Below are 19,945 nucleotides of genomic sequence, written 5' to 3' on the forward strand. Positions count from 1 at the left end.
GAAGCTCGCCCCTACCGCGTCATCTCGATCTTGCGGACATTGACCACCGGCTGCGGCTTCAGCGAGCCGGTCGGCATCGGATCGGCACTGGCGCCGGGCAGGATCGCCTTGGCGCTGCTTTCAGGGAAACGCGTCTTCATCTCGCGCAGGAAGCCGTCGAGCGTATCGACGGACGCGGCCATCTTGGCAATGGCGGCGAATTCCGAAGAGTTGGTCGAAGTCGGCTTGCTCGCGGTGTCGAAGGCGATCTTGTCGGCACCGACATTCATCAGCGGCGCATACTTTTCGCGGAAGCGCGCGAGACCGAGGGCGTCTTCCGCCAGCGCATAACCCACGACAGCACGGATGATGTCGCTCTTTTCGCTTGGCGTCAGCGGCGAGAAATCCCGCCAGCGGTCGCCATAATAGAGTTCGATCTGCTCGGAGGCCTCGCGCCAGCGCCGCGACGACCAGTAGATATCCGAGCGGAGCCGGATCGCTTCGCGTCCGCTGACATGAGAGATGATGTCGAGCGCCAGCTCGCGGCGGCCGATGTCACTCTGCGCCCGCGCCTCGAGCAGCAACCGCTGTTGACGCAGCTCGCCATTGAGATCGGCGATCCGCGTAGTGCGCAGCGCGGCGATGGCGCGGTCGGGCTTGCGGCTCATCAGATAGACCATCGCCAGACGCGCAGCGACCTGCGAGCGTGCAGCGCCCTCGAGACGGTGATCGACCTGATACTGCAGAAGCTCGGCGGCCTGATCGAGCAGATCGACGGCCACGAGACGATCTGCAAGACGGCGGATCATTTCGTCGCCGCGGCGGCCGATCGGGGTCAGCTCGCGAAACTCGTAGAACATCGCCAGCGCATCGACCGGCGGCAGGCTGTCGCCCTTTGGCGACAGATAAATTTGCGAGAACAGCGCTTGCGCCTCGTCCTGCACCTGGCGCGCGGCTTCGCTGTTGGCCTGGCGCTCGGTGGCCGTGCGGGCGGCCAGCAGCGAGTCATTGTAGCGCCCGAGTTCGGCATACATGCGTGACAGGATCTGCAGCACCTGCACTTCCGTGCCATCGCCGCGCCATGTCACCGCCAGCACTTCGAGATCATGCAGCGCGTCCTCGCTGCTGATCTCGTTGCGCTTCTGGCGCAAATTGATTTCGCGCAGCTTGGCTTCCGCTGCGGATTGACGATCCACCGAACCGGTGACGTCCTGATACTTCGACAGCGCATCCTTCTCGCGGCCGAGCGCCTCATCGAGCCAGCCGCTGAGCAGCATGGCCGCGGGCTTGATCTCCGGCGAGATGCCGACCGTTTCGAGCTCACTGCCGCGCGACGACGCGCCGGCATAGTCCTTGACCTCGAGCGAGGCCCGCAGCGCGAGCATCAGGGCCGCACGCTGCAGATCGGCCGGCAGCGCGGCGAGCGTGAACTCGGCATTCTTGAAACGCTCGCGCGCCTCGACCCATTTTTCCTGCTTGGCGTAGGCGAGCGCCTTCCACAATTCACCATCGTAACCCGGCCCGAGCACCGGATTGGCGATATCCTTCAGGGTTTGTTCGGGACGCCCCATCATCGCGCTGGCCACCGCATGGACGATCAGCGCGACAGGGCTTTCCTCGCCGACCTTGGTGTCCGCGATCGCGAGATCGGCGACGCCCTTGGCCTCGTGGTACATGCCGCGCGCCATGTAGAATTTGGCCAGATCCATCCGCGCCTGCGGCAGCGAACTAGCTTCGGCCGATGACATCGCGTCGATCAACTCGTCGAAGCGCGCGTTGAACGGGCCTTCCTGATCCTTGCGCCACTGGCCGACATCGAAGATCGGCCGGGCGACCGTCGAGGCGCGCTGCGGCGCCGCATCGGCTGCCGACAGCGTCAGGCCGCCGGGCTTGGTGAGCATCACCTTGTCGATACTGGCTTCAACGGACACGTCGTCGGAGTTCACCTGAACCACCACGCCGTGAATCGATTCCAGCAACGAGAATTCAACGAAGTCCTGGCGGCGGATGAAGCCGCGCGATGGTGGCAGCGCGGTGATGATATTGAGCGTATCGCCGGCATCCGGATCAACCAGGCGATGCTTGAGACCGGGCTTGGCCAATGGCACCTGCACGCTGGCCCGCGAGGGATCGGCAATGTTGCGCACGGCGGACAGCGGCTGCGACGGCGTCTGACGTGTATCGGCCAGCATCAGCGACCAGGCCTGTCCCGCGCCGGCAGGATCGTCGGTCGTGAGCGAAGCTAGTTGTGGGCGATTAAGGCGGATGCGGATCGCCTGCCCCTTCTCCAGCGGGATCGTGCTCACATCGGCAATGATCGATCCGCTATCGCGGCGGATCGGTGCGGTGTCGATGGGCCGCGTCGAATCTGCCACCAGCCACAGGATATCGCCGCGGCGAAACAAAGCGACCGGCGTTTGCGATGGAAAGGCAAAGGCTATGCGCACGCCGTCGCTGCTGCGCTTGACCTCAACCGGCATGCCCGCCGGTTCGGTCGGCGCAGCAGCAACGGGTGCAGCAGCAGGGGCCGCCGCAACGACAGGCGCAGGCGGCGGTGTTTCTTTGGCAGGAGCTACGACAACAGGCTCGGCTGCCGGCGCAGGCTTGGGTGATTCAGCGACCTTGGCCGCCTCGGGCTTTGGCTCTTCCGGCTTCGCTGCCGCGACGGGCGCTGCCGGTGCAGCCGTCGCAACCTCGACCTTCTTCTCCGGAACGATCTCTTTTGCGATCGTCTCGGAGGTCGGTGGCACGATCTCGCCGGAGCGCTGTGCCGGAACGCTGGCGGGCTTCTCGACCTCGGGAGGCTTCGCCGCGACCGGCGGTTTCTCGTCCGCAGGAGCGGCCACCGGCAGCTTGGCCAGCGGCGACGGCTTTTCATTCTGCTGGAAGCCGATGTCGACGACGTAGCTCTTGTCCTCGCGGAACGACTTCACATCGACGTCGCCGATCAAGCCGATCTCAACGGCGGTCCGGTTGCCGTCCATCGCCTGACCGATCGATGCGACGTTGGCGGGTGCAGACAGTTTGGCATCGGCGAGATCGAACACCAGACCGGCGTTGAAGGTCAGCGTCAGCGTCTTCTCGTTCAGCACCGACGACACACCGACGCCGCCGGTCTCGAACACGAAGCGCACGAAGGTCGGCTGCACGGATGCGCGTACGCGGATCGGCGGCTTCTTCTGGCTTTCCGCGGCAGCGCGTTGCTGGCGCAAGGCACGCTCTGCCGCGCGCGCACGCTCCGACAATTCCTTGACCACATCCTGCGGCAAACCGGGCGGCATGCCCTTCCAGCTGTCGGGCAACAGATCGATGAAGATGCGCTCACCCGCCGTCATCGAATTGACGGTCACCCTGCGTGACAAAGCGAGACGGATCGCCGTGCCATCGGGATCGCGGCGTGCGGAGCCGATATAGTCGGGGGCGGCATCGCCGAGAATCTCGACAGGAATATCGACCGGCCGCTTGAAGCGAATGACGAGAATGGTGCCGGCTTGCGTCACCTCGGACTCCACGTCCTCGGCAAGCTTCAGCACGATGCGGCCATAGCCGCCCGACGTGCCCATGCTGGCGGTGCCCCTCACCGCTTGCGCAGATGCGGCATCCGGGAACGACAGCGCAAGACAGACAATGCCCGCGACCACCACGCAACGTCGAACGGCCCGCGTCCATGCGCGAGCTTGCGTCCAACATGCAACGGCAGCCGTCCGTGCCATTCAGAAGTGTCTCTCAGCCCGATGCTCGAAGGACGACCGGTCGTTCGCCCTGTGTCGAATCTAGATTCCGCGCTCTAAGGATTTGTTAATTAATTTCTTTAATTCCGGCCCTGCTGGATCGGCCTGCCTTCGATCTTGGGCAGTTCGACCGCCGCGGCAGATCGTTCGCCGCCCGAGGCGCGGCGCGCCAGTTCAACGGTGAGGCGTTCAGCGGCCTCCGGCTGCATCAGACCGAGAATGTCGGACATCTTCCGAGGCGCAATCTGCGAGGCGATCTCGAACAGCACCGGCATTTCCAGCCGGTCGAAGATCTTCGCCGCGTCCTTCGGCTTCATGCTTTCATACATGGTGACGATACCCTTGAAGCGGGCGGCATCGACTTCGCTCTTCTGGTCGTTCGCCGTCTTGATACCGGCTTCGACGCCCTTCAATTCATCGACGCGGGTTTCGATGCGCTTCTCGGCGGCTTTCAGCAGGCTCTCGCGAATGTCGATCTCGCGTGCCCGCGCTTCCAGCTCCTGACGGCGCGCTTGCAGCCGTTCGAGGATCGCCCGTTCGGCCGGCGAGATTTGAGGAGACAGTTCGACAGGCGGGTTGCTGGTCGGTTCGATCGCTGCAGGCGCCGCTACCGCGGGCTTCGGCTCTTCCTTCTTGGCTGACACCGAGCCGGTAATGTCGCCGTCCACTGGCTTGCCGCCCGGGAAGTTGAACATCTCCTGCGCCCACGATCCTTTCGTAGGCTGAGGCTGCGGATCATAATTGAACACGTAGCCGCCATCGATCACCAGGCCGGCGATCTTGAGAATCGCGAGCCCGAAAACCGCCACCAAGACGACAGGAAGAATACGAACGTCCCGAAAAGCTTTCATGCAGCGATGCCGTCAGGCCTCCTCCGCTCGGCAAACGCCTGCGCTGCCGCGGCATTGGCCCGCGCTGCGGACACCCGCGGCGCATCAGGGTCGGTTTCGGTGAGCGGCCGTGCCGCCACCGCGATCTTCGATAGCCGGCGCACGACAGCGTCGCTCTCGGCGAGCTGGGCTTTCAGTTGATCGGCCAGCGCCGTTGCCGCCGAAATCTGGCTGCCGAGATTCTCGTTAACGTCGCGCACGGTAAGCTTGAGTCCGCCGATCGCACGCTCGGCGATCTCGGTCACGGTGATGAGCTCGCCGATCGTGGCCTTCAACGATTGCTCGTCCGCCTTGAGGCGCTTCAGGCGCTTATTGAGCAACATGCAATAGGCGATGGTCAGGATCAGAAGCACCGCAACCAGGCTCTCGATCACAATTCCTAATGAATGACTCATTGTGCCTCCATCAACTTAGTTTGCTCATCAGCCTTCTCAAACATGGCGAAGGTTGTGTTAGGCTTGCGTAATTGTTTCGTGACTCTAATGGCAACGCGGTCGCCGACACGGCCCATGCGACCTTCAGTCAAGGTCACGGCTCCGCAACGCACGGCAACAAGGGCATCCGCCCGCATTTCCAGCGGCAGCGTATCGCCCACTTTGAGAAGCATCAGCTGCTTCAACGGGATCTCCGCCTCATATAGCACGGCGTCGACGGCGATCTCGGCCTGAGCAATTTCAGTGGCGAGATGGCTTTCCCAGATCGGATCACGGCCGAATTTTTCGCCCATGAACATCTGCATGAGCACGGCGCGGATCGGTTCGATCGTCGCATAGGGCAACAGCAATTCGATATTGCCGCCCCGATCTTCCATGTCGATATGCAGGCGCACCAGGATGGCGGCATTGGCTGGACGGCTGATGGCGGCGAAGCGCGGATTGGTCTCAAGCCGGTCGATGGTGAAAGCCACGGGCGACAGTGGCCGGAACGCCTGTTCTGCGTCGGCCAGCACGACTTCGATCAGGCGCTTCACCAGATTGGTTTCGATGGTGGTGTAGGGACGGCCCTCGATGCGCAGCGAAGCCTGACCGCGGCGGCCTCCGAGCAGCACGTCGATCATCGAATAGATCAGGCTGGAATCGACGGTGGCGAGACCAAAATTCTCCCACTCCTCTGCCTTGAACACGCACAGCACGGCGGGCAGCGGAATCGAATTCATATAGTCGCCGAAACGCACCGAAGTGATGCGATCGAGCGAGACTTCGACGTTGTCGGAGGTGAAATTGCGCAGGCTCGTGGTCATCAACCGCACCAGACGGTCGAACACGATTTCGAGCATCGGCAGACGCTCATACGACACCATCGAGGAATCGATGATGGCGCGAATGCCGGAATTCTCGTCGAGATGAACCTCGTTGACGCTGAAGCCGAGGAGGTTGTCGATTTCTTCCTGCGAGAGAACGCGCTCGCCGCCGTTCTTGCCGCCGCCGATATCGCGACCGCCGTCCTCGACCATGGCGGCCCATTGCTCCGCCATAGTGCCGGTGAGTTCGTTTTCGGCAGCCGCTTTCGCCGCCTCAACGGGATCCTCTGAATCCAGAGAAGCTTCCCATTCGGCGGCAATTGCGTCCTGATCGACCTGTTCGGTAGACATCAGCCTAAATCCAATTCCTCATTGAATGAGGATTTCCTTGAACAGCACAGCGTTCACGTGATGAGGAGAGATCGCGGCATTGACGCGCCGCGTCAGCTCTTCCTTCAGCCGGAACATGCCAACGGAGCCGTTCAGATCGGTGGTGCGCAGTTCGCGCAGGTAAACCTGGAACATGTCGGTGATGCGCGGCATCGACGGCGTGATCTGCGCCACGAGCGGCGCTTCCTTCACCTCGAGCACGATCTTGGCCTTGAGATATTGCACGCGCTCGCCCGGCTGACCGGCAAGGTTCACCAGGATTTCCGGCACATCGATGAAGGCGAGCGGCTTCGCAGCCGGCGCCGCCTCTTTCTTCTCTTCCTTAGGGTGCCCCTTCAGGAAGAACCAGCCGCCACCGCCCGCTGCAAGCACCAGCACGCCCGCGACGATTGCGATCAGCTTGAATTTGCTCTTGGGAGCTGCCGCCTCGTCCCCGGTCGGGGTGCTTTCTGAAGTTTCCGTATCCGCCATCGCCTGCCCGTCCGGGGTTGGGATGAGCTCGATGCTGCAAAGCAGGCAATAAAGACGCGATACAAATGCTGCCAGCGCCCAAGGCCCTGTGTGATCGTGACGCTAGGTCGCAATGGTTAACGGAATCTTTCTTTTGACGCTCAACTAGGAAAATTCTGCCGGCAAATATGGTCAACAAGACCTTTCTGCCGCCTGCTTTCGCGCCCTGAAAACCACCAACAAATTGAAAAATATCAGCTTTTTGACTTGGCACGGCTTTCGCTAAGTAGTCTGCGAACCGCGGCTTGGGAGAGCTGTGCGGTTTACGGGATCCGCGGCGAGCTTGGGAGAGCGACCCGCGCGAACTTAGGGGAGAACCACCGATGGAGAATATGCTTCTCGTCGGACTGTCGCGGCAGATGACGCTTCGACGTCAGATGGACGTCGTGGCGAACAACATTGCGAATATCAACACGAGCGGCTTCAAGGCCGAGCGGACGATTTTCGAGGAATATCTGAGCCCGGCCGCCCGCGAAGACAACTTCGTCGGCCGCGACCGCCGCGTGTCCTTCGTCCAGGACCGCGCCACGATGCATGATTTCACCGGCGGCGCGACCGAGCAGACCAAGAATCCGCTGGATATTGCCATCGACGGCAACGCCTTCCTCGCGGTGCAGACCCCGAACGGCGAGCGCTACACCCGCGACGGCGGCATGCAGATCAATTCGCAGGGCCAGCTCGTGACTGCATCGGGCGCACCGGTGCTCGGCGCCAATGGCCCGATCGTGTTCCAGCAGACCGACCACGATATCAACATCTCGCAGGACGGCACGGTCACGGTGCTCGAAGGCATCAACCGCATCGACTCCGTGCGCGGCAAGATTCGCATGGTCAACTTCGCGCAGCCCCAGCGGCTGGTGAAGGAAGGCTCCAACCTGTTCTCGGCCGGTCCCGGCGCCAATCCGCAGCCGTCCACCACATCGAAGCTCAATCAGGGCTTCATCGAAAAGTCGAACGTCAGCTCGGTCGTCGAAATGACCCGGATGATCGACGTCACCCGCGCCTATACCGAGCTGTCCAACATGCTGCAGTCGCAAGGCGACGCGCGGCGCTCCGCCATCGAAAAACTTGCCGACGTTCCGGCTTAAGGAATCTGACCCATGCGCGCTCTTTACACTGCCGCGACCGGGATGGCGGCCCAGGAACTCAACGTCCAGGTCATCTCGAACAATATCGCCAACATGCGCACGACCGGCTTCAAGAAGCAGCGTGCCGCATTCCAGGACCTCATCTACGATCACGTTCGCCGCGTCGGTGCGCAAGCATCGGATCAGGGCACGGTCATTCCGGTCGGCGTCGACATCGGCGGCGGTGTGAAGACCGTCGGCACTCCGCGCATGATGACTCAGGGCACGCTGTCGGCGACCGGCGGCGATCTCGATATCGCGGTCCGCGGCGAAGGCTTCTTCAAGATCCAGCTCACCGATGGCACCTTCGCCTACACCCGCGATGGTACGTTTTCCACTGACCAGCAGGGCCGCATCGTCAACCCGCAGGGCAACCTGCTGCAGCCGACGATCTCGATTCCCCAGGCGTCGTCGCAACTCTCGATCAATGCCCAGGGCCAGGTCTCGGTGATCGTACCGGGCTCGACGACCCCGACCGTTCTCGGCCAGATCAGCCTCACCCGCTTCATCAACAAGGCCGGTCTCAATTCGATCGGTGACAACCTGTTCACCGAAACGCCGGCCTCCGGCCCACCGCAGGACGGCGTCGCCAATGCCGACGGGTTCGGCGACATGCAGCAGCGCAACCTCGAAATGGCCAATGTCGAAGTGGTCACCGAAATCTCGGACCTGATCGCTGCGCAGCGCGCCTATGAAATGAACGCCAAGGTCATCAGCGCGGCCGACCAGATGCTGCAATCCACCGCCGGCATGTTCCGCTGAGGAGAATGATCATGACATCAGCCATGCGTTCGCTTCTCCTCGCCACCGCCCTGCTCACTGCAGCGGCCACTGCTGCGCTCGGCCAGGCGCAGCGCGACGAGGTCATCGCATCGCCAACGCTGCGCGCCAATGTCACCGTGTCCAGCGACGTGGTGCGGATTGGCGACGTCATCGACAATGCCGGCCCCACCGCGCAGATCGCTATCTATCGGGCGCCCGACCTCGGCACCGTCGGCACGCTGTCGACCGCGCAGGTCATCGCGGCGTTGCGGCAGCATCAGGTGATCGGCGTTGATACACGCGAGCTCAAGTCCATCACGGTGACGCGGCTGTCGCGCAGCATCGACAGCAAGGATATCGAGAACCAGGTCGCGCAAGCGCTGGAGAACCGCCACGGCCTTGGTGCCGCCGCCAATCTGAGCCTGACCTTCGATCGCGAAGTCCAGGGCCTGCAGCTTGACGCCAGCAATACCGGCGCACTGCAGCCTGTCGCGGTCCGCTTCGACGCACGTAGCGGCCGTTTCGACGTCACCTTTGCGATCGGCAACGATTCCAATGTGTCTGCCACCAAGCTGCGTTTCACCGGCAGTGCCGTTGAGACCGTGGAAGCGGCGGTGCTGGTCCGCGGCGTCGAACGCAACGAGGTGCTGAAGTCCTCTGACGTCGTCGTCGAGCGTCGCCCGAAAGCCGAAGTCGGCAACGATGGCGTAACGCGCGACCGCGCCGTGGGGATGCAGAGCCGCCGCCAATTACGCGCCGGTCAGGCAATCCGCAATGCCGACCTCGCCAAGCCAGACCTGGTCACTCGCGATCAGGCAGTGACGCTGATCTACGAAACCGCCGGGCTTTATCTCACGCTGCGCGGCAAAGCCATCGAAGGCGGCACCGAAGGCGACGTGGTCAATGTGATCAACCTGCAGTCCAAGCGCACCGTCTCCGGCGTCGTGGTCGGTCGCGGCCAGGTCGCCGTCTCCGCTCCATCGCCGCGTCTCCCCGCGCAAGTCGAAACTCCCGCGCCAACTCTTGCTCCAACCCGCGAGTCTCTCCCGTCCGAAAAAATCTCCCAGGCCAGACCTCCCCTGGCCAACTCTCCCGCTGCCACCTCTCCCGTCGCGCTTGCTGCCAACGACCACGTGCCTGTTTCTCGAAAAGCTGAGTAAAGTTGATGTTCCAGTTCCATCGTCCCTTCGCCACCGGCGCTGCGCTTCTGACGGTCGGCCTTGCTGCCAGCGGCTGTTCATCGATCGACCGTCTCGCGTCCATCGGCGAGAAGCCCGCGCTCACGGCGATCGAAAACCCGACGACGCAACCCGGCTACAAGCCGGTGCAGATGCCGATGCCAAAGCCGGAGGTCGCGTCCTACAACGCCAACTCGCTATGGCGCAGCGGATCGCGCGCCTTCTTCAAGGATCAGCGCGCACGCCAGATCGGCGACATTCTCACGGTCACCGTGAACTTCACCGACAAGGCCAATATCGCCAACGAGACCCAGCGCAGCCGCACCAATACGGAAAACTCGGGCATCACCGACTTTGCGGGCAGCAAACTGCTAACAGGTTCGGCCGCCTCGGTCCTGCCCGGCCGTCTGCTGACGGCTGACGGATCGTCGTCGAGCGACGGCAAGGGATCAGTCGCACGACAGGAAGCGTTACAAACCAGCGTTGCCGCTGTGGTTACGCAATTGCTGCCGAACGGCAATCTCGTGGTCGAGGGCAAGCAGGAAATCCGCGTCAACTACGAGATCCGCGAACTGATCGTCGCCGGCATCGTGCGTCCGGAAGACATTCAGAGCGACAACACCATCGACAGCGCCAAGATCGCCCAGGCCCGCATCGCCTATGGCGGCCGCGGTCAGATTTCGGACGTCCAGCAGCCGCGCTACGGCCAGCAAGTGATGGACGTGCTGCTGCCCTTCTAACGTTACGAGCTCCCACATCTCATCGTGCTCCCACGCGATGAGGTGTTCACGCACGGCCTTCCGTCAGCTCCCCTGGCGGAAGGCCGTCGTCGTTCTGGACAGACTGGAAACGCGGCGCAATCATTCGTCAGCTCTTGAAATCCACCTCGACGCTGCCCAGTCCGAGCAATTCCATTCGGACGTGATCTCCGGGATTGAGCCACGCCGTCTGCACGAGACTGCCCGTCAGTACGAAGTCTCCGGCGCGCAATATCTTGTCTCGGGCCGCGAGATGGTTGGCAAGCCAGGCCAGTGCATGATGTGGATGACCAAAAACATCGGCGCCGTTGCCGCGCCCCACTTCCATGCCGTTAACGACGGCACGTCCAATCACCGACAGAAGATCAGGCGCCTTGCCACGAGCAACAGGCGCACCCAGAACACATCCCGCCGCAAAGAAATCATCTGCGATCAGTGTCGGCGCATCCATACTGCGCCAGTCCGCATAACGATCATCGACGATCTCGATGGCTGGATGGTAGGCATCGATCGCTGTCGCTACATCATCAGCCGTGAACGGCTCGCCCGACGGCATCAGATCGCTCGCGAGCTGGACCGCAATTTCACACTCCACGCCGACATGTACATAATCGTTGTAGCGCAGCGACGTTCCGGCGGCATGAACACCACTCATATAGAGTCCGCCGGCGCAAGGGTGCGAAATACCGAGATATTGCTGCATCACCGCGCTTGTGCAGCCGATCTTGTAACCGACCTGCAAGCCGAAATCGGGCGACAGCAAATTGTGAAGCGCGTCCTGTACGCGATAGCCATCGGCCTCATCATGCGGGACCGCGTCTGGCGGCAATACGGCGAGCGGCGTGCGGTTATGGCGGACGTAAGCCAGGATTTCGGCGATCGCGAGATACTTTTCCATCGGCGGTCCCTTCGCTCGTCACACGGCTCATGCCGACATATGACTAACGGGTAGCGACCACCATCCTGCTTGGCAACGTTGCGCAGCGTTGCTGGCGCGAACCGACGCTCGCGCCACTGCAACTCCTCGATTCTGGAGTTCAGCCGAAGACCCTGGTCAGGTCTTCATGAAGCCGACGCATCCCCGCAGGCCCGGTGAAGATCTCCTTCACCTCGGCCAGAGCCTCCGTAGTCAGGACATCTTCAGAACGCCGGCCCTGCGCAGCAGTCGCAAGGATGCGCGAGGCGATCGCGGCCTGATTGCACGAGGTGCGGTGCTGCTCCGGCACCTTTGCGACGACCTTCTGAAGAACATTCCTCATCAGCGCGATCGTATCGGGATCATAAGAGGCAGGCGCAGCCATTGTTCATCCTCCCGTTTTTTTCTGGAGCAAGCCTACGTCCTATCGGCGAATGATGACGTTCATATTCCCGTGTTTAAGAATGTCGCCGTGCTGCAGTGCAGTCATCGCAGATCACTGCATCGCACAGCATGCATGATTGCCTTCCGGAACTCCGAAATGAAAAACGGCCGCCCGATGGGGCGGCCGTTTGGCATCTGAAAGACTATTCGTCGCGATAGACCTTTTCGCGCTTCTCGTGGCGCTCCTGAGCTTCCACGGAGAGTGTTGCGATCGGTCGGGCTTCTAGCCGCTTGAGCGAGATCGGCTCGCCGGTCTCCTCGCAATAGCCGTAGGTATTATCCTCGATGCGCAGCAGCGCGGCGTCGATCTTGGAGATCAGCTTGCGCTGCCGATCACGTGCCCGCAGTTCGATGGCGCGGTCGGTTTCCGACGATGCACGGTCGGCGAGGTCGGGGTGATTGACGTTCTCCTCCTGCAAAGCCTGCAGGGTGAGTTTCGATTCACGGAGGATTTCTTCCTTCCAGGCCAGCAATTTCGCGCGGAAATAGTCGCGCTGCCGGTCGTTCATGAAAGGCTCTTTTTCGGAGGGGCGATAGCTTTTCAACTTGTCCAAGGCCAATCCATCTATGCGTGCAAGGCGCCGGAAATGACCGGCCGCGCCGCAGCTTATATAGCGACGTCATGTGACAGACAATAACGTCAGGATACCTCCAGAACGGCCGTCCACCGCCCGGTTTCATGGTCGGAACCGTGCTGCTGCAGCGCACCACAGCCCCGGCGCGGTCCATTGGTCCAAGAGCCATTCGAGCAGCCATAAACACGGCTTATGCGGGTTTCAGCCGCGCTTGGGGCCGGCCTCGCCGACTTAGACCTGGCCGGCCTTGGCCAGCTCAACTTCAACCCGTAGTTCGATCTCGGACAGCACGGCGTCCAGACCGGGCTCGCCGGATGATTCCTTGAGGTTGGCTGCCGCACTGCGCAACCGCGCCACCATGGCCGGATTGATCGAGCCCGTGAGCAGGCCGATCTTGAGTTCGTCGAGGACATCGAGCGCACCGCGGCCGCGCTTCACCGAGCGCTTGCGGCGCTCCATGGGATCTTCGACGCTCTGCATGGCCAGAAGCGCATCGATGCTGTTGGCCGCCCGGGGCGCTACGGTCGGTTTGGTCTCGGAGGTCGGTGTCGCATCAGGCAACGAAAACCCGGTCGAACTGGTTTTCTTCGCTCCTGACGACGGGGCTCCGAATGTGGTGCCGTTCGGTCCGTAAATGCGCATCGGCGTGTCCAGCAAGGGTAATGGCCGATCCCGGCCCACGGCGGCTTGCCGTTCGCTCAGTACCATCGCGAGCGTAAACGGACCTCCATCCGGAAAGGTCGTCTTTTATGGTTAATCAATCGTAAACGGCCCGGCAAAATCTGCCGCAGGCGGCACTTTCGCCGGAGCGCAAGCCGCTTGTGCAGCCCCAGAGCCTTTATCATTCACATTATAAATCAACATCTTATACCGATTTAGAACGCTGGCACGGCACTCGCATAGTGAAGGCTGGATCGTCGTCATGGGAGTGGCGAGCGGTCCAGTGAAGACCTCAGCGGGGAGCAGAGGATGCCGAGCCTACCTTCGATCCGATTCTGTCAGACGGCCTGTGCGGTGCTGCTCGTGCTGCTCGTGCAGGCGGTGTCGGCACATGCGACGTCGCGGATCAAGGATCTCGCCAATATCGAAGGCGTCCGGCAGAACCAGCTGATCGGCTACGGCCTTGTGGTCGGCCTCAACGGCACCGGCGACACCCTCAACAACATCCCGTTCACCCGCCAGTCGCTGCAGGCGATGCTGGAGCGCATGGGCGTCAATATCCGCGGCCAGACGCTGCGCACCGGCAACGTCGCCGCCGTCATGGTCACTGGCAACCTGCCCGCCTTCGGCACCCAGGGCACCCGCATGGACGTCACCGTCTCGGCGCTTGGCGATGCCAAGAACCTGACCGGCGGTACCCTGCTGGTCACCCCCCTGCTCGGCGCTGACGGCAACGTCTATGCCGTCGCCCAGGGCTCCCTCGCCATCAATGGCTTTGCCGCCGAAGGCGCTGCCGCCAGCATCACCCGCGGCGTGCCCACTGTCGGCCGCATCGCCAATGGCGCCATTATCGAGCGCGAGATCGAGTTTGCGCTGAACCGCCTGCCCAATGTGCGCCTCGCTTTGCGCAACCCCGACTTCACCACGGCCAAGCGCATTGCCGCCGCCGTCAACGACTTCCTGGGATCCAAGACCGCCGAGCCGATCGATCCCTCCACCGTGCAGCTATCGATCCCGCCGGAGTTCAAGGGCAACGTCGTCGCGCTGCTCACCGAGATCGAGCAGCTGCAGGTCGAACCGGATCTGGCCGCCAAGATCATCATCGACGAACGCTCCGGCATCATCGTGATGGGCCGCGACGTGCGCGTCGCCACCGTCGCGGTGGCGCAAGGCAATCTCACCGTGACGATTTCGGAGAGCGCCAATGTCAGCCAGCCCAATGCATTCTCCAACGGCCGCACTGTCGTCACGCCAAGCACACGTGTCGGCGTCACCGAAGACGGCAAGAAATTCGCTTTGGTGAAGGACGGCGTTTCGCTGCAGCAGCTCGTCGACGGCCTCAACGGACTAGGCATCGGCCCGCGCGACCTGATCGGCATCCTGCAGGCCATCAAGGCCGCGGGCGCCATCCAGGCCGACATCGAGGTGATGTGATGAACGTCAACACCGCCGTCGCGGCCTATCAGGCCAAGCACCCGACCATCAACGGCCGCCCCGATCAGAACCTGATCGATGCGCTGCAGAAAGTATCGCCGCAAGCTCAGGCCAAGACGCGCAAGCAGTCCGAAGATTTCGAGGCGATGTTCATCAACACGATGTTCTCGCAGATGACATCGGGCATCAAGGGTGAAGGCCCGTTCGGCGACACCACCGGCACCGGCGCATGGCGCTCGATGCTAACAGACGAATATTCGAAGTCCTTCGCCAAGGCCGGCGGCGTCGGCATCTCCAACGAAGTCTTTCGTTCACTCATCATCCAGCAAGCCAATCGCGCCAGCTGATCGCAGAGGACACCGCCATGAACAATGCGCAACGCCAGCAAGCCGCCCCGATCGTCGCACCGCGTTCTGTCGCGACGCTGATGGAAGCCCGTCAGCTCGCCGACGAACTCATGAAGGTGATGAACGAGCTGCTCGCCATCATCGAACAGGAGACGGCGCTGGTCCGCAACGGCCATATCCGCGAGGCTATCAAGCTCGAAGCTCCGAAGGCGGACATTTCGCGTCGCTACATTGCGATGATCTCGCTGCTCAAGATCAGCCAGACATATCTCGCGCAGACGACGCCCGACCTGCTCTCGGCCTTGCGCAAGCACCATGACGTGTTCCGCGCGATGCTGCAGGTCAATCTGACCGTGCTCGCCACAGCGCACGCGGTTTCGGAAGGCATTGTCCGCGGCGTCAATGCCGAGGTTCAGAAGCGCAATATCCCGCAGACCTATACGGCGGCCGGTCGGCAGGCTCAGCCGGGCCGGGTCAACATGACGCCCATCGTCGTCAGCCGGTCACTTTGATCGTACAATTGGTCATGCGACCGTGGGCGCGTTTGACGCGCCGCGGCATTGCTATCTTTTAACTTAAATTGCAGCGCGCAAGTAAGCACCGGATTCAGCCGTTCGGTGCATAATGTTGTTTGGGAACGGGTCGGGATTTATCGAATGGAGCCAGGAGGGCTGCCATGGGTGCCGACTTCAATATCAAACCGGTGGGGGCACCGGTTGCCACGCCGGTGATACGACCCGCACCAGAAGCGGTGCGCGAAGCCGTGCCTACGCAACTCCCCCCGGACAAGACCGTGTCAGCAGCGCCCCGTGTACTGCAGCCGAACATTTCTGCGGCGAACTATCAACAGGTCGACAGCGATCGGATTTCGAAGGAAGTCATCATCGACAAGGGCGCAGGCGAGATCGTCTTCGTGTCTGTGGACAAGAAGTCCAACCAGGTGATCGACCAGTATCCCGAGGAATCGCGACTGCGCTCCCGCGCCTATCTGCGCGCCATGGACACGCTGAAGCAGGACGCAAAGTTACTTGATCGACGTATGGAAACGGATCGCAGCGTCTAACTGCTGCCGATCACGTATCGCGCGTAGCGTAGGCCGTATCAAGATAGGTGCTGCCCGTTGCGGCGTCGGTCACTACGGTCTTGATGATTGCCTTGTTGTCGCCGTTGAGCTGGAACTTGGTATCACCCACCCGGAACGCATTATCCTTGATCAGCACCTGCTGATACTTGACGGTTCCCTCGCTCTTGTACTTCACCTGAGCACGAAAGCCGTCGACCTGCGAGATGGCTATTTCGAACTTCTTGCCGTTGGCGTACTTGCCTTCCCAGCTACCCTTATAGGTTTCGGGATCCACCGCCACATACTTACCTGCCGTGATCGGCACGGTGGTCTTGTAAGCCGTCGAAAGAATGCTCAGAACGTCTGCCATCTCAGCCCCGTCGCGCGCGGTTTCGAATCGCCCGCTGATCCGGCGCTATTAGGCATCGCCGATCATTAAGCTATCGTTACGGATTTCAGGGAGGCTCACGGACGCCCGGACAGACCTGCGGCGATATTGCGATTGATATCGATCAGCGACTGCAGATGTTCGACCTGGCGAACGTGCTGCAAGGCGGTGCACTGAGTCAGCACGAAGATGCCGATATTGGCGATATTCTGGCGGATTTCGATCGATTCCGGATTCTGGTCATTGATGGCGTCGCCAACGAAGATCGACCAGAGCTTACGATTGAACAGAAGAGCTTCGTCGAGACCAGCATCGGTATGATCCCAGTTTGCCACGACGTCCTGAAGCTTGCGTGCTGCTTTCAGAAGAGCTTGGGCTTCTATGTCTCTCGGTGTCGCCGTGGTCTGGGCAGTACGCGCGTAGGCTTGAGCACCGATCGACATTCGCTACCTCAAAAACTCTTCTTCCCGCTTGATCAGCGGACGCAATTCCTTGAGTGCTTTGTAAAGCGCGCCGCTTAAAATAAGCTTACTAACTTCCTCAATCGTCTCGCGAAAACTCGGAACCGCTTCAATCAATTCCTTGATGAAGCCGAGATATAGCTCCTGATAGGCCGGGATATCGTTTTCCAGATACATCATCTGCACGCAGAGATAGACGCGTTTGACCGGCGTCGTTGCAGTCTCCGCCGTGAGGATGTCCTTTTCACGCATGATTGGCGCATCGCCATCAATCAGGAACGCCGTGCGCGTATCGGAATTGGTGATCACGCTCTGACCGATGATGATTCGCTCACCCGGCTTCAGTTCGACTCGCAAAGGCATTCAGCTCTCCTTCCCCGCAGCGGCCGTGAGGCCACATGCAAAGCCAATGGTATCTGGTGCCACGTTTCGGGCGGGCATGCAGTATCCAGAAACCCCGAAAATACGCCTGCGATTCGAATAATACCAGCGTTCAGCCGCCGCATCTTCAGTCTGGGGAAAGCCAGGATACCCGGCGACGCGCCTCTGACCACCCCGCGATCAACGGAAAACGGCGGGATTTCTCCCGCCGTTCGGTAATCTTGGTGCGACCGCCAGACTTACTGGAGCAGCTTGAGCACGCTCTGCTGCGACTGGTTGGCCAGCGCCAGCGCGGAGACGGCGATCGACTGCCGGGTCGACAGCGCCTGGCTGTTGGCCGCTTCTTCGTTGGTGTCGGCCAAAGTCAGGTTCGACGAGCCGGTCTGCAACACGTTGATCAGGTTCTTCGCGAAGTCCTGACGGATCTGCACGATCGAGAGATTCGAGCCGAGCGCCGAAGCCAGCGAGCGCAACTGCGTGCTGGCCATATTGAGCTGGCTCAGTGTCTGGTTCGTCGACGCGTTGTCGATGAAGTCGCTGCCTGAGATCAACGTCGGCAAGCCTAGACCGGCGGGCGTCAATTCCGAGCCGGTGATGTTCAGCGTCGACTTGCCGGTTTCGTTGAACACCAGCTTCAGCGTATCGCCGGCCAGCAGGTTGACGCCGTTGAAGGATGCATCCTGCGACGTCGTGGTGATCTGGGTGATGAGGTTATTGTACTGCGCAACCAAGTTGGCGCGGGTCGACTGTGACGGCAGATCGACAAGCGGCGGCGCAGCGCTGGTGAAGCTCAGCGCCGACGTCACGGTGCCGCCCATGGTGCCGCCATCGAGCACCGAGCCCATGGTCGACGACGCGTAGTCGTTGCCCGCCGCGATCACCAGCTTGCCGGTCGCATCGACCGTGGCGGCCAGATTGTTGGCGGCCAGTGCAACGTTTAGCTGAGCGAGCGTCTTGACGGTGCCGTTGGAGCCGTCGCCGAATGTAATATTGACCGGTGTGCCGCCCTTGAACGACGAAAAGGTCAGCGTCGTGCCGCTGATGCCACCCGGACCCGCGGCGCGTGCCGCAGTAAACACGGTCGACGTGCCGGTGTTGCCGGCGAGGCCGAGTGCCGAGAGAGCATTGCCGCTGCCGCTGATCGACAGATCCTGGATCGTGCCGGTGCTGATCTTGAACGTACCGTTGGCGGCAACGGTCGATGCGGTAGAACCCTGCGTGGTGGTTAGAGCGGCCACGCCAGTCGCGGCGTTATTGACCGCAGTCTGCACGCCAGTGGCGAGATCGATTGCCGTGAGAACGTCGGAGATCTTGCCGCCCTGGAGATAGACCGTCGTGTTGCCACTACCGTCCGTGACGAGGTTGGAGCCGACCGGCGAGCCGGAGCCGGCCGGGATGTTGGCCGCTGCCGGAACGGACGCATCCTTGAACGTGATGGTCTTGCCATTGACGTAAAGTGTCGAGCCGCTCTGGATCAAATTTCCGATGGTGCCCGGAGCCGTCGTGCGCGATTGCGAGACGGAAACCGTTCCGGCGCCGACCGATGTCGTCAGGCCGAGTTGCTTCAGCAAGTCCGCCTTTCCACTGATGTTGAGATCCGAACCCGTGGACGTCGACAGCGTGAGGACGCCGGCGGCAATCGATGCGACGGTGCCGGATGACGCTGAGGCCGTCGCGACGCCGTTGGAAATGACGGCTTTCTGCACACCGCTGGCGAGATCAATGGCCTTGGTCAGGTCGGCCACGCTACCCGTCGGGGCGCCCGCCGTACCGAGATAGACCGTAGAGTTGCCGTTGCCGTCGGTAACCACGTTGGTGTTGACGCTATCGACGCCAAGCCCCACGGGAGCGGTGGCCGCGGTGGGCGCCGGCCCGGTTCGGAAGGTGATCGTCTTGCCGTTCACCATCATGGTGTCGCCGTCGTTCGGCTGTGCCGTGGCGCCGATGGTCGCCGCGCCGGCAGGCGTACCGATCAGTTTCAACGTGCCGGACAGCGACGCCGCAGTACCGGCGCCGTCAGGCGCGGCAGTACCGACCAGCGATGCCGCCACGCCGCCCAGCGTGGTGGTTCCGGTGACCGGCGTCGTACCGCCGGCCGTGCCGTTATACACCGCGTTGCTGGTAGCCGTCGCGCTGGCGAAAGTCTGGGTGCCGCGCAGATCGTCCGGCGTTGCGCCCGCGATGGTGGTGGAGACGTTCGACTTGGTCGAATAGCCCACCGGGGTCTGCAGCGCCTGATTCGCGAGCGACTTCGCGGTGTCCACGAGCTTCTGCAGCGAGGTGATGCCGGTATTGGCCGCCTGCAGGATCTGCACGCCGTTGCCGATACCATCGAGAAGGTTGTTGATGTCACTGGCGCGGCTGTCGAGGCCTGCAGCCGTGAAGAAATTGGTTGGATTGTCGAGGGCCGTGTTGACCTTCTTGCCGCTCGCCAACCGGTTCTGGGTGGTCGACAACAGATCAGCAGTGGATTGCAGCGAAAGCAGATTCTGACGAACTGACGCCGAGAGAACGACTGACATGTTGTAACCTTCCTGTTCCCCGCGCATGCCGACCTTCGGGTCGCATTGCGCATGGTACGTCTGGGACGAGACTCGGTCTCGTCGCGACGCTGCCGGTGAAGTTTGACGCCCTTCTGGAAGAGGAATCTCGGCCCGCCTGACGGCGATCCCGGATTAAACGCGGTCGATTCTCGACCTACCTGCTTCCTA

Annotated in this window: 21 protein-coding genes; 8 read left to right on the forward strand and 13 right to left on the reverse strand. The window is 61.8% G+C overall.

Annotated elements, in window-relative coordinates:
• Window positions 1–11: 11 nt before the first annotated feature.
• The 5 genes from BLW80_RS01965 to fliL form a co-directional block, all read right to left on the reverse strand.
• Window positions 12–3,692: a tetratricopeptide repeat protein gene (locus BLW80_RS01965; protein ID WP_093756618.1), complete on the reverse strand. Its 3,681-nt coding sequence runs from the start codon at window positions 3,690–3,692 to the stop codon at window positions 12–14.
• A gap of 98 nt (window positions 3,693–3,790) precedes the next feature.
• On the reverse strand, window positions 3,791–4,561 hold the full coding sequence (locus tag BLW80_RS01970) for a MotE family protein (RefSeq protein WP_089265175.1): 771 nt from the start codon (window positions 4,559–4,561) through the stop codon (window positions 3,791–3,793).
• Complete coding sequence (locus BLW80_RS01975) at window positions 4,558–4,995, reverse strand: DUF6468 domain-containing protein (RefSeq protein ID WP_089265176.1); 438 nt, start codon at window positions 4,993–4,995, stop codon at window positions 4,558–4,560. Before BLW80_RS01975 ends, BLW80_RS01970 begins: the two co-directional genes overlap by 4 nt.
• Window positions 4,992–6,191 (reverse strand): flagellar motor switch protein FliM, encoded by a 1,200-nt coding sequence (gene fliM, locus BLW80_RS01980; protein ID WP_410001823.1) that lies wholly within the window; start codon window positions 6,189–6,191, stop codon window positions 4,992–4,994. Before fliM ends, BLW80_RS01975 begins: the two co-directional genes overlap by 4 nt.
• An 18-nt stretch (window positions 6,192–6,209) precedes the next feature.
• The gene (fliL, locus tag BLW80_RS01985) at window positions 6,210–6,701 is read right to left on the reverse strand and encodes a flagellar basal body-associated protein FliL (RefSeq protein WP_093756619.1); all 492 of its coding nucleotides are present in this window, start codon (window positions 6,699–6,701) and stop codon (window positions 6,210–6,212) included.
• 362 nt (window positions 6,702–7,063) lie between these two features.
• On the opposite strand from fliL, the gene flgF reads away from it, so the two are divergent.
• Genes flgF through flgH form a run of 4 tightly spaced genes read left to right on the forward strand, consistent with a single transcriptional unit; the run spans window position 7,064 to window position 10,547 of the window.
• Entirely contained in the window at window positions 7,064–7,828 is a 765-nt protein-coding gene (flgF, locus tag BLW80_RS01990; protein WP_093756620.1) for a flagellar basal-body rod protein FlgF, read from the forward strand.
• 12 nt (window positions 7,829–7,840) lie between these two features.
• Window positions 7,841–8,629 carry a flagellar basal-body rod protein FlgG gene (flgG, locus tag BLW80_RS01995; RefSeq protein ID WP_089265180.1) on the forward strand — a complete coding sequence of 263 codons (789 nt, stop codon included), beginning with the start codon at window positions 7,841–7,843 and terminating at the stop codon, window positions 8,627–8,629.
• 11 nt (window positions 8,630–8,640) lie between these two features.
• Complete coding sequence (gene flgA, locus BLW80_RS02000) at window positions 8,641–9,789, forward strand: flagellar basal body P-ring formation chaperone FlgA (RefSeq protein ID WP_502688581.1); 1,149 nt, start codon at window positions 8,641–8,643, stop codon at window positions 9,787–9,789.
• A 5-nt stretch (window positions 9,790–9,794) separates the two neighbouring features.
• The gene (gene flgH / locus BLW80_RS02005) at window positions 9,795–10,547 is read left to right on the forward strand and encodes a flagellar basal body L-ring protein FlgH (protein WP_068736258.1); all 753 of its coding nucleotides are present in this window, start codon (window positions 9,795–9,797) and stop codon (window positions 10,545–10,547) included.
• A 127-nt stretch (window positions 10,548–10,674) separates the two neighbouring features.
• On the opposite strand, the gene BLW80_RS02010 is transcribed toward flgH, so the two are convergent.
• The 4 genes from BLW80_RS02010 to BLW80_RS02025 all read right to left on the reverse strand — a co-directional run bounded on the left by BLW80_RS02010 (window position 10,675) and on the right by BLW80_RS02025 (window position 13,142).
• The gene (locus tag BLW80_RS02010; RefSeq protein WP_089265182.1) at window positions 10,675–11,463 is read right to left on the reverse strand and encodes a 2-keto-4-pentenoate hydratase; all 789 of its coding nucleotides are present in this window, start codon (window positions 11,461–11,463) and stop codon (window positions 10,675–10,677) included.
• A gap of 139 nt (window positions 11,464–11,602) precedes the next feature.
• On the reverse strand, window positions 11,603–11,866 hold the full coding sequence (locus BLW80_RS02015) for a hypothetical protein (protein ID WP_089265183.1): 264 nt from the start codon (window positions 11,864–11,866) through the stop codon (window positions 11,603–11,605).
• A 202-nt stretch (window positions 11,867–12,068) separates the two neighbouring features.
• Window positions 12,069–12,479: an RNA polymerase-binding protein DksA gene (dksA, locus tag BLW80_RS02020; RefSeq protein ID WP_068735634.1), complete on the reverse strand. Its 411-nt coding sequence runs from the start codon at window positions 12,477–12,479 to the stop codon at window positions 12,069–12,071.
• 252 nt (window positions 12,480–12,731) lie between these two features.
• A complete protein-coding gene (locus tag BLW80_RS02025) occupies window positions 12,732–13,142 on the reverse strand; it encodes a flagellar assembly protein FliX (protein ID WP_089265694.1) in 411 nt (136 codons plus the stop codon).
• Between the two features lie 327 nt (window positions 13,143–13,469).
• Here BLW80_RS02025 and BLW80_RS02030 point away from each other — a divergent pair, with 327 nt between their 5' ends.
• The 4 genes from BLW80_RS02030 to BLW80_RS02045 all read left to right on the forward strand — a co-directional run bounded on the left by BLW80_RS02030 (window position 13,470) and on the right by BLW80_RS02045 (window position 16,004).
• Window positions 13,470–14,594, forward strand: a complete 1,125-nt coding sequence (locus BLW80_RS02030) for a flagellar basal body P-ring protein FlgI (RefSeq protein WP_089265184.1) — start codon at window positions 13,470–13,472, stop codon at window positions 14,592–14,594.
• Window positions 14,594–14,941, forward strand: a complete 348-nt coding sequence (flgJ, locus tag BLW80_RS02035) for a flagellar assembly peptidoglycan hydrolase FlgJ (RefSeq protein WP_089265185.1) — start codon at window positions 14,594–14,596, stop codon at window positions 14,939–14,941. Before BLW80_RS02030 ends, flgJ begins: the two co-directional genes overlap by 1 nt.
• A gap of 17 nt (window positions 14,942–14,958) precedes the next feature.
• Window positions 14,959–15,453 carry a hypothetical protein gene (locus BLW80_RS02040; protein ID WP_093756622.1) on the forward strand — a complete coding sequence of 165 codons (495 nt, stop codon included), beginning with the start codon at window positions 14,959–14,961 and terminating at the stop codon, window positions 15,451–15,453.
• A 164-nt stretch (window positions 15,454–15,617) separates the two neighbouring features.
• Window positions 15,618–16,004, forward strand: coding sequence for a hypothetical protein (locus tag BLW80_RS02045; RefSeq protein ID WP_089265187.1), 387 nt, complete (start codon window positions 15,618–15,620; stop codon window positions 16,002–16,004).
• A 10-nt stretch (window positions 16,005–16,014) separates the two neighbouring features.
• Here BLW80_RS02045 and BLW80_RS02050 read toward each other — a convergent pair whose 3' ends face one another.
• From BLW80_RS02050 to BLW80_RS02065, 4 genes are all read right to left on the reverse strand, one after another.
• A complete protein-coding gene (locus tag BLW80_RS02050) occupies window positions 16,015–16,374 on the reverse strand; it encodes a hypothetical protein (RefSeq protein WP_092146402.1) in 360 nt (119 codons plus the stop codon).
• A 95-nt stretch (window positions 16,375–16,469) separates the two neighbouring features.
• Window positions 16,470–16,835 (reverse strand): flagellar biosynthesis regulator FlaF, encoded by a 366-nt coding sequence (flaF, locus tag BLW80_RS02055; protein WP_089265189.1) that lies wholly within the window; start codon window positions 16,833–16,835, stop codon window positions 16,470–16,472.
• Window positions 16,836–16,838: 3 nt separating this feature from the next.
• Complete coding sequence (gene flbT, locus BLW80_RS02060) at window positions 16,839–17,216, reverse strand: flagellar biosynthesis repressor FlbT (protein WP_093756623.1); 378 nt, start codon at window positions 17,214–17,216, stop codon at window positions 16,839–16,841.
• 257 nt (window positions 17,217–17,473) lie between these two features.
• A complete protein-coding gene (locus tag BLW80_RS02065) occupies window positions 17,474–19,756 on the reverse strand; it encodes a DUF1522 domain-containing protein (RefSeq protein ID WP_093757304.1) in 2,283 nt (760 codons plus the stop codon).
• Window positions 19,757–19,945 lie beyond the last annotated feature (189 nt).

It is taken from the genome of Tardiphaga sp. OK245 (genome assembly GCF_900108575.1).
Classification (GTDB): Bacteria; Pseudomonadota; Alphaproteobacteria; order Rhizobiales; family Xanthobacteraceae; genus Tardiphaga; species Tardiphaga robiniae.